The sequence below is a fragment of the bacterium genome, from assembly GCA_035371905.1.
Taxonomy (GTDB): domain Bacteria; phylum Ratteibacteria; class UBA8468; order B48-G9; family JAFGKM01; genus JAMWDI01.
Window position 1 is genome coordinate 1 of sequence record DAORXQ010000074.1, and the last position, 8,399, is coordinate 8,399.

Annotated in this window: 9 protein-coding genes and 1 tRNA gene; 1 reads left to right on the plus strand and 9 read right to left on the minus strand. The window is 30.1% G+C overall.

Going from position 1 to position 8,399, the window contains the following annotated elements; all coding sequences use genetic code 11:
* On the plus strand, window positions 1-1,282 hold a 1,282-nt coding region (locus tag PKV21_07610), incomplete at its 5' end, for a radical SAM protein (GenBank protein HOM27356.1).
* Between the two features lies 1 nt (window position 1,283).
* On the opposite strand, the gene PKV21_07615 is transcribed toward PKV21_07610, so the two are convergent.
* From PKV21_07615 to PKV21_07655, 9 genes are all read right to left on the minus strand, one after another.
* Window positions 1,284-1,355: transfer RNA gene (locus PKV21_07615), tRNA-Cys, on the minus strand.
* A gap of 15 nt (window positions 1,356-1,370) precedes the next feature.
* On the minus strand, window positions 1,371-2,336 hold the full coding sequence (gene pfkA / locus PKV21_07620) for a 6-phosphofructokinase (GenBank protein HOM27357.1): 966 nt from the start codon (window positions 2,334-2,336) through the stop codon (window positions 1,371-1,373).
* Window position 2,337: 1 nt separating this feature from the next.
* Window positions 2,338-3,408 carry a hypothetical protein gene (locus PKV21_07625; GenBank protein HOM27358.1) on the minus strand — a complete coding sequence of 357 codons (1,071 nt, stop codon included), beginning with the start codon at window positions 3,406-3,408 and terminating at the stop codon, window positions 2,338-2,340.
* A 15-nt stretch (window positions 3,409-3,423) separates the two neighbouring features.
* Window positions 3,424-3,876 carry an AIR carboxylase family protein gene (locus PKV21_07630; protein HOM27359.1) on the minus strand — a complete coding sequence of 151 codons (453 nt, stop codon included), beginning with the start codon at window positions 3,874-3,876 and terminating at the stop codon, window positions 3,424-3,426.
* On the minus strand, window positions 3,864-5,021 hold the full coding sequence (locus PKV21_07635) for an LL-diaminopimelate aminotransferase (protein ID HOM27360.1): 1,158 nt from the start codon (window positions 5,019-5,021) through the stop codon (window positions 3,864-3,866). Before PKV21_07635 ends, PKV21_07630 begins: the two co-directional genes overlap by 13 nt.
* Window positions 5,014-5,811 (minus strand): 4-hydroxy-tetrahydrodipicolinate reductase, encoded by a 798-nt coding sequence (gene dapB, locus PKV21_07640; GenBank protein HOM27361.1) that lies wholly within the window; start codon window positions 5,809-5,811, stop codon window positions 5,014-5,016. Before dapB ends, PKV21_07635 begins: the two co-directional genes overlap by 8 nt.
* Window positions 5,812-5,813: 2 nt before the next feature.
* On the minus strand, window positions 5,814-7,079 hold the full coding sequence (gene murA / locus PKV21_07645; GenBank protein HOM27362.1) for a UDP-N-acetylglucosamine 1-carboxyvinyltransferase: 1,266 nt from the start codon (window positions 7,077-7,079) through the stop codon (window positions 5,814-5,816).
* A gap of 35 nt (window positions 7,080-7,114) precedes the next feature.
* Window positions 7,115-7,957, minus strand: coding sequence for a peptide chain release factor N(5)-glutamine methyltransferase (prmC, locus tag PKV21_07650; GenBank protein HOM27363.1), 843 nt, complete (start codon window positions 7,955-7,957; stop codon window positions 7,115-7,117).
* A gap of 9 nt (window positions 7,958-7,966) precedes the next feature.
* Window positions 7,967-8,399: HEAT repeat domain-containing protein (locus PKV21_07655; protein ID HOM27364.1), on the minus strand; the 433-nt coding region annotated here is incomplete at its 5' end.

Sequence of the window (8,399 nt, forward strand, 5' to 3'; positions counted from 1 at the left end):
AATAAGTTTATCATCTGAACTGAATTATACCAATTTTTTGAACATCCTTTATCTTTCTGATATACCAATTTTTGCATATGAAAGAAAAAATGAACATCCATTAATTATTGTAGGAGGAAATTCAGCTTTCAATCCATTGCCACTCGTTCCTTTTGTAGATGCATTTTTTATTGGTGAAGGAGAAGAGGTTTTTAATGAGATTATTGACATAATAAAAGAAAATAAGGATAATAGATATAAAATCCTTGAAAATCTAAATAAAATTGATTCAATTTTTGTTCCATTATTAAAAAAAGAAAAAGTGAAAAAAGCGATTGTAAAAGATTTGGATAATTCCTTCTTTCCTTTGAAGTATTTAGTTCCACTAACTGAAATAACTCATGATAGAATTTCAATTGAAATAATGAGAGGATGTGTTCAGGGTTGTAAGTTCTGTCAGGCGGGCAGTTGCTGGAAACCTGTACGAATTAGAAGTTATAATAAAATTCTGGAAATTGCAAAAGAAGTATATAAGAATACTGGCTATGAAGAAATTTCTCTTTTATCTTTTTCAGCAGGAGACCATCCACAGATAGAAAAGATAGTAACAAAACTTGTAGAGGAATTTAAATTAAAAAATGTTTCAATTTCATTTCCATCATTAAGAATAGATACCTTTTCTTTTCAACTTGCATTGAAGATTAAAGAAATAAAAAAAACTAATCTGACATTTGCTCCTGAAACAAGCGAACGTTTAAGAAAAAATTTGGGTAAAAAAATTACTGATGAAGAATTACTAAATCTTGCAATTCAGGCAAAAGCAAATGGTTACAGACATATAAAATTATATTTTATGATTGGTTTACCCGATGAATCAGAAGAGGATATAGATGAGATTATTAAACTTATAACGGAAATTTCAAAGGTAATATTTGTACACATTTCTTTCAATACATTTATTCCTAAACCTCACACTTCATATCAGACAGAAAGATTTATAAAAAAAGAAGAATATGAGACAAAAAGGATATATATAACAGAAAAACTCAAAAGGAATAAATATGTAAAGTTTAATTTTCACCCTTATGAAACAAGTTTTATAGAATGTATTTTAAGTCGGGGAGATGAAGAACTGTCAAAAGTAATTTATAATACATGGAAAAAAGGAAATAAATTTGAAAACTGGAAAGAGTTTTTCAAATTTAAAAACTGGTTGGAAAGTTTTGAAGAAGAAAAGGTTTCAATAGACAAATATCTTGGATATTTAAAACCACCATTTAAATGGGATTTTATTAAATTATGAAAGGCCTGGGCCGGATTTGAACCGGCGAATAGCGGTTTTGCAGACCGCTGCCTTCCCGCTTGGCTACCAGGCCATTTTTTTATTATACCTATATAGCCATTTTTTCTACAAGATTTAAATACTCAACTCTTATAGATTTTGTTTTACTTGTAACTTCCGAAAGCGGAATATAAACTATTTCTTCTCCCTTTATTCCTATCATATATCCAAACTTTCCTTCCATTAAAATTTCTACCGCTCTATGTCCAAAAATAGTTGCAAGTTTTCTTGTTAAATATGTTGGTTTTCCCCCTCTTTGTATATAACCAAGGACTGTATATCTAATTTCTCTTTCTGGAAATTTTTCACTTAAAACTTTTGCCAGTTTCTCTGCTTTTTCTGCACCTTCAGCGAGAACAATTATACAACTTTTTTTGCCCTTTTTTTCTTCTTCTTTAAGTTCTTCAACAATTTTATCAATGTTTAACTCTACTTCCGGAATTATTACAATTTCAGCACCACAGACAATACCCACTTCAAGCGCAAGAATACCACTTTCTCTTCCCATAACTTCTATAATAAAAGTTCTCTCATGACTTGTAGCAGTATCTCTAATTCTATCTATTGCATCTATTGCTGTATTTACTGCTGTATCAAAGCCAATTGTATAGTCAGTTCCATAGATATCATTATCAATTGAAGCGGGTATATGAACAACAGGGAAATTGAATTCTGAATAGAGTAGATATGCGCCTTTAGCAGAACCATCTCCACCTATTACAACAAGTCCTTCAATTTTTGCTTCTTTTAAATTTTTATAACATATTTCTCTAATTTCTTTATTTTTAAACTCATAAAATCTTCTGGTTTTTAAAATTGTTCCGCCCTGATTTATTATTCCACTTACACTTCTTGAAGTTAACTGTCCAAATTTTTTTTCATAAAGTCCTCTGAACCCTTCATAAATTCCAATTACTTCAATATTATTATAAATAGCAGTTCTGACAGCACTTCTTATAGCAGCATTCATTCCAGGCGCATCCCCACCCGTTGTAATAATTCCCACTCTTTTCATATTAATATCCAAAATCTGCTTTTAATCCTGGTTTAATTTCTCTTGATTCTTTAATTAAAGATTTTGCTTCTTCGTGAATCCATTCAAATTTATACCACCATGGCTTTGACATAATTTTTGTAATTGTTCTAATCTGTCTTATTCTTGGTATTGCTATTTTTACAAATGCTTTTTCAAGAGTATCCCAATCTTTTGTTTCAGGGTCTGTAAATGCTTCTTTAAAATATGCTCTTCCGCACATAGGTCCTGCTACAAGGTCACACACCGAACCGTATTGGATTGCATATTGTTCAAAATCTACTGCTGCACTGAGTAATAATAAAGGTCTTGGTGATATTTTTTCCATTTCAAATGCAACGTCTCTTACAACTTGTGGTGAACATACCTGGATTATCTTTCCATCTTCTTCTACCCATAATACTGGAACTTGAGTTTTGTAAAAATGTCCTAATGGTGAAAAATCTTCAGCCATTTTTATTAATACATCAGGTAATTTTTTTGCTTTTTCAAGTTTTGTCTCACCCGGTAAATCTGCAAGTAATGTTTCATTATAAAGAGGTTTTTCAAGTTTTTTACATTTTTCAAAGACATCTGCAAGCCATTCTCTGTTTTTTTCCCAACTTTCTTTATGGTCGGGATTTAGATACACAAGTGTTTTGAATGCATCTACTTTGTCTGCAATTTCTTCTGGTTCTATTGCAAGACGGGCAACTTTACCTAATCCTCCATCAAGTTCAACTGGTTTTGTATGTTCAAGTCGTCCAATTAAAAGTATTTCTGAACCAAGAGCTTCTTTAAATCCCGGTGTTAAAATAGCAAGATGATTAAATAATGCAGCTGTAACTTCGCCCCTTAGATGTCTTGCAAATCTTTTACATACTTCCTTGACATCTTCATCATTGGCTTCTCTTTTTTCACCTATGTGTTTTAAAAAACTATTTGTAAGTTTAATATAGGAACTATGCTGATCCGAAGCAAAAACATCCATAACACCATCTGGAGCAAACCTTGCAAGCACTTTAAAAATACCCTCACTTACTTCCAAACCATCCTTAAATTTAGCATATATCATCATTTACCTCCTTTTTTAAATATATTGGTTTTTAAATTCTTTTACTTTTTTTCTTAAATTTTCATCTTTTCTTGATATAATCTGGGCTGCAAAGATAACTGCATTTTTTATACCTGTTTTCCCCAGAGACATACAGGCAACTGGAACTCCCTCAGGCATCTGTGCAATTGAAAATATGGTTTCTGTACTGGGAATATCATTAACAGGTAAAGGTACACCAATAACCGGGATGATTGTTTTGGAAGCAATAATACCAGGTAAATGAGTTGAAATTCCACTGCAGACAATTACTACATCTATCTCTGTTTTTTCTATTAATTCCACAAGTTCATCCACTGGATTTAAATTATTCATTCCGGAAATTATTTTAACATCATAAAAAATTTTTAATTCTTCAAGGATTTTCTTCCCTTCATCAATTTTTTTTAAGTCATTTTCATTATCTACTACAATAATTACTTTTGCCATATCTTTTTCATTCTTGAAATAGCTTCTTTTATTTTTTCTTCATTTATTGTTAAAGAAAAACGAATATATCCTTCACCGGAAGGACCAAAACCGACTCCCGGAGTTGCAACTATTTTACCATTTTCAAGTAAAAAGTCAACAAATTTAATTGAACTTTCATTTATTTTCACCCAGAAATAAAATGTTCCTGATGGTAAATTAAAATCAAATCCCAGTTCTTTCAGCCCTGTTGCAAAAATATCTCTTCTTCTTTTGTATATTTCTCTAATTTTAATAACTGATTCTTGAGAACCTGTAAGTGCTTCAATTCCTGCGAATTGAATTGCTTCAAAGGTTCCAGAGTCAATGTTTTCTTTAATTTTAGCAAGAGCCGATATTAAATAAGTATTGCCACAAGCCCATCCTATTCTCCATCCTGTCATATTATAAGTTTTGGACAATGAGTTAAATTCAATCACTACATCTTTTGCACCATCTATTGAAAATATATTAACTGGTTTTTTTTCAAAATATATCTCTGAATAAGCAGCATCATAAACAAGAATAATATTATTTTTTTTACAGAAATTTATTGCTTCTTTTAAAAAATCATAACAGGCAAAACTTCCTGTTGGGTTATTCGGATAATTTAAATATAAAATTTTCGTCTTTTTAATTATCTCTTCGGGAACTTTTCCCAGTTCCGGTAAGAATTCATTTTCTTTTTTCAGAGGTAGAAAATAACTTTCCCCTCCTGCAATCAGAGTCCCAAGATGGTATACAGGATATCCTGGCTCTGGAACAAGTGAAATATCTCCATTATTTATGAAACACAGAGGAAAATGTGCAATTCCTTCTTTTGAACCAATCAAAACACATATTTCATTTTCATAATCAATTTCAACATCATAGTTTTTTTTATAATATTCAGCAATTGCTTTTCTGAATTCTTTTGTACCTTTTCCAAAAGGATATCTATGAAAATTTGGATTTTCAACTGCTTTTTTCATTGCTTCAATTATATTTGAAGGAGTAGGTAAGTCAGGGTCTCCAACTCCAAAATCAATTACAGATTCTCCTTTTGCATTTAATTCTTTTTTCTTTCTATCTATTTCTACAAAAAGGTATGGCGGGATTTTTCTTAATCTTTCACTTACTTCAAACATTTAGAACCTCCTCTTTTATAAAGTTTTCCATTCCATAAAGTCCCTTATCTTTTTTATTCAAATATTTTGAAACCTTTAATGCTCCTGATGCAAATGCTTCTCTGTTATAGCATCTATGAGAAATTTCAATTATTTCACCAGTTCCTCCAAAAAAAACAGTATGTTCACCCACTATATCTCCAATTCTTAAAGAATGTATACCTATTTCATCAAATTGTCTTTCTCCTGTTTCTCCACTTCTTCCATATTTCAAAATTTTCTCTATTTTTAAATTTCTTTCATTGCATATTATTTCTGCAATTTTTTTTGCAGTACCACTTGGCGCATCTTTTTTAAAATGATGATGTATTTCTTCTATTTCAATTTCGTAATTTTTGAAAAGTTTAGTTGCATATTTTATAACTTCAAAAAAAAGATTTACACCTAAACTCATATTTGGTGATAAAAAAACCGGTATATATTCTGAAATTTCTTTTATTTTTGCAATTTCTTCACTTTTGAAACCAGTTGTTCCAATAACTATTTTACCTCTTTTTTCTTTAACTGTCTTTATAAAACTCATAGTTGCTGAAGGTACTGTAAAATCAATTACTATATCATCTTTTTCTACTATTTCATCTAAACTATCAAAAACTTTAATGCCCTCTTTGATTTCATAACCAATCATTGGATGGCTTTTGGTTTCAATTCCACCTTTTACAAAAAAATCTTTATCTTTTAGAGCAAGTTCAATTATTAAACTTCCCATTCTTCCACAGGCACCACATACAATCAGATTAATTTTTTCCATTTTTATTCCTCCCTTACCCTTTTAATTTTAGCACCCAGCATATTTAATTTTTTTTCAAATTTTTCATACCCTCTATCAAGGTGATATATTCTTGAAATTTCAGTAGTTCCATCAGCGACAAGACCGGCAAGAACAAGTGCTGCACTTGCTCTTAAATCAGAAGCCATGACTTTTGTGCCTTTTAATAACTCTACTCCTTTTATTATCGCTTTTGAACCATCAAGGGTAATATCTGCACCAAGTCGATTCAATTCTCCAACATGAATAAATCTTTCAGGAAAAACTTTTTCTGTTATCAAACTTATTCCATCTGCAAGTGTAAGAAAACTCATCATTTGTGCTTGTAGGTCAGTAGGAAAACCTGGAAATGGAAGGGTTGTAATTTCAACTGCTTTCCATCTTTCTTTGGGTATAGTGACAACAAAATTATCTCCATAATAAATTTCAAGACCCGATTCTTCTATTTTATCAAAAAGAGAAAGAAGATGTTCTGTTATAACTCCATTAATTTTTATTTTACTTTTTGTAATATATCCAGTAAGTATATAAGTTCCTCCTTCAATTCTATCCGGAATAATTTTATATTCAACACCTTTTAATTTCTTGACTCCTTCAATTCTGATAATATGGGAACCTTCTCCATATATTCTGGCTCCCATTTTTTTTAAAAAATTTGCAAGGTCTACTATTTCTGGTTCACAGGCAGCAAATTCAATAATTGTTTCTCCTTCAGCTAAAACAGCAGCACACATCACATTTGCGGTAGCAAGAACACTTGAACCAAAATTTCCTCCAAGGAAAACTTTAGTACCTTTAAGATTGTCACATTTTCCTACTATATATCCTTCTTCATTTTCTATTTGAACTCCAAGTTTTTTTAGTCCTTTTATGTGTAAGTCAATTGGTCTTGGTCCTATTACACATCCACCCGGCATTGAAAATCTTGCCTTTTTATATTTTGCAAGTAAAGGTCCTAAAAGGCATATTGAACCTCTCATTGTGCTCACGAATTCATAAGGAGCGGTAAATTGATAAATCCCTGATGGGTCAATTTCAAGAGTATTATTTTCAAATTTTGTATTGACACCCATATAGTTTAAAATTTTTATCATTGTTTGGATATCTTTTAAATCAGGGACATTATATAAAACAGTTTTTCCTTCACCCATTATACTGGCGGCAATTATAGGTAGTGAAGCATTCTTTGAACCGGATACTTCTATTTCTCCTTCAAGTTTATTACCACCTTCAATAATAAATTTTTCCATATGTCTCCTTTTTTGTCATATTATTTTACTATATTTTATATTTTTTTAAAGACCATAATTCTTTCAAAAGATGAAAAGTCCTTTTCAATAGAAAAAAGTTTAAGTTCAGGTGGAACAAATTTTCTTATTTTCGGGGCTTGATTATAACCTATTTCAATTATTAAAAACCCATTTTTTTTAAGGTGATACAAACTTCCTTTTAAAATTTTTTCTATTATTTTAAGACCGTCTTTTCCTCCGATAAGTGCCCTTTTTGGTTCCTTTGTTATTTCTTTTTCCAGTTTTTTATATTCATTTTCACTCACATATGGTGGATTACTTACTATTATTTCAAATTTCTCTTTTATTTCACTAAAAATATTTGAAAATAAGAGATTCACCTTTTTCTCAACATTATTTAAAAAAACATTTCTGTGAGCAATTTTTAAACTTTTTTTAGAAAAGTCAATTCCTGTAACCAGACAATTATCAATATTTTTAGCAAGTGTAATAGCGATGTTTCCACATCCGGTTCCAATGTCAAGAATTTTAACTTTTTTTGGATAAAAATACTCTTTATATAAATTGATTGTTTTTTCTACAAGCAATTCAGTTTCTGGTCTTGGTATAAAAACTCCTTTTTCAATTATAAATTCACAGTCATAAAAATAAATTTTTTTAGTAAGATATGCAGTCGGTATTCTTTTTTTTCTTTCTTCAATTAATTTTAATAATTTTTTCTGTATTTTTTCAGATAAAAATATTTTTTCTATATAAATTTTGTATCTTTCTATTCCAAGAATATGTGACAATAATATTTCCAGTTCTATACGAGGTGAACTTATGCCCTTTTTTTGAAGTTCTTTTTCTGTTTTTTTTAGGAAGGTTAAAGCATCCACAGTTTTTTATTAATTTTTTGCCTCTTTTACTTCATCTTTTACTAAAGAAGATATAACTTTTTTAGCCGTATTTTTAATCAGTGGATATTCTCCTTCTTCTGCAAGATACTCAATAAGACCTTTAATTTCATTATCGGGATTTTGCTTTAAATATTCTCCAAGAACTTCAATAATACTTGCTCTTATATAAATTTCTTCTTCGCGATTACCCTGAGGATAGTTTTCTTTTAATCTGGATACCATTAAATCAATACTTCTATATTCTCCAAGTTTTCCAAGAGCAATGTAATAGTACATTCTTAAACCCGGAACTCCAAATTCTCTCCATGCTTTTTTTATGACTGGTAAAGAATCTGTATCTCTTAAATTTGCAAGAGCATTCATTAATTTAACAGCAAAAATAATTTCATTCTTTTCTTCATTTGTTTCTCTTTGATAAGAG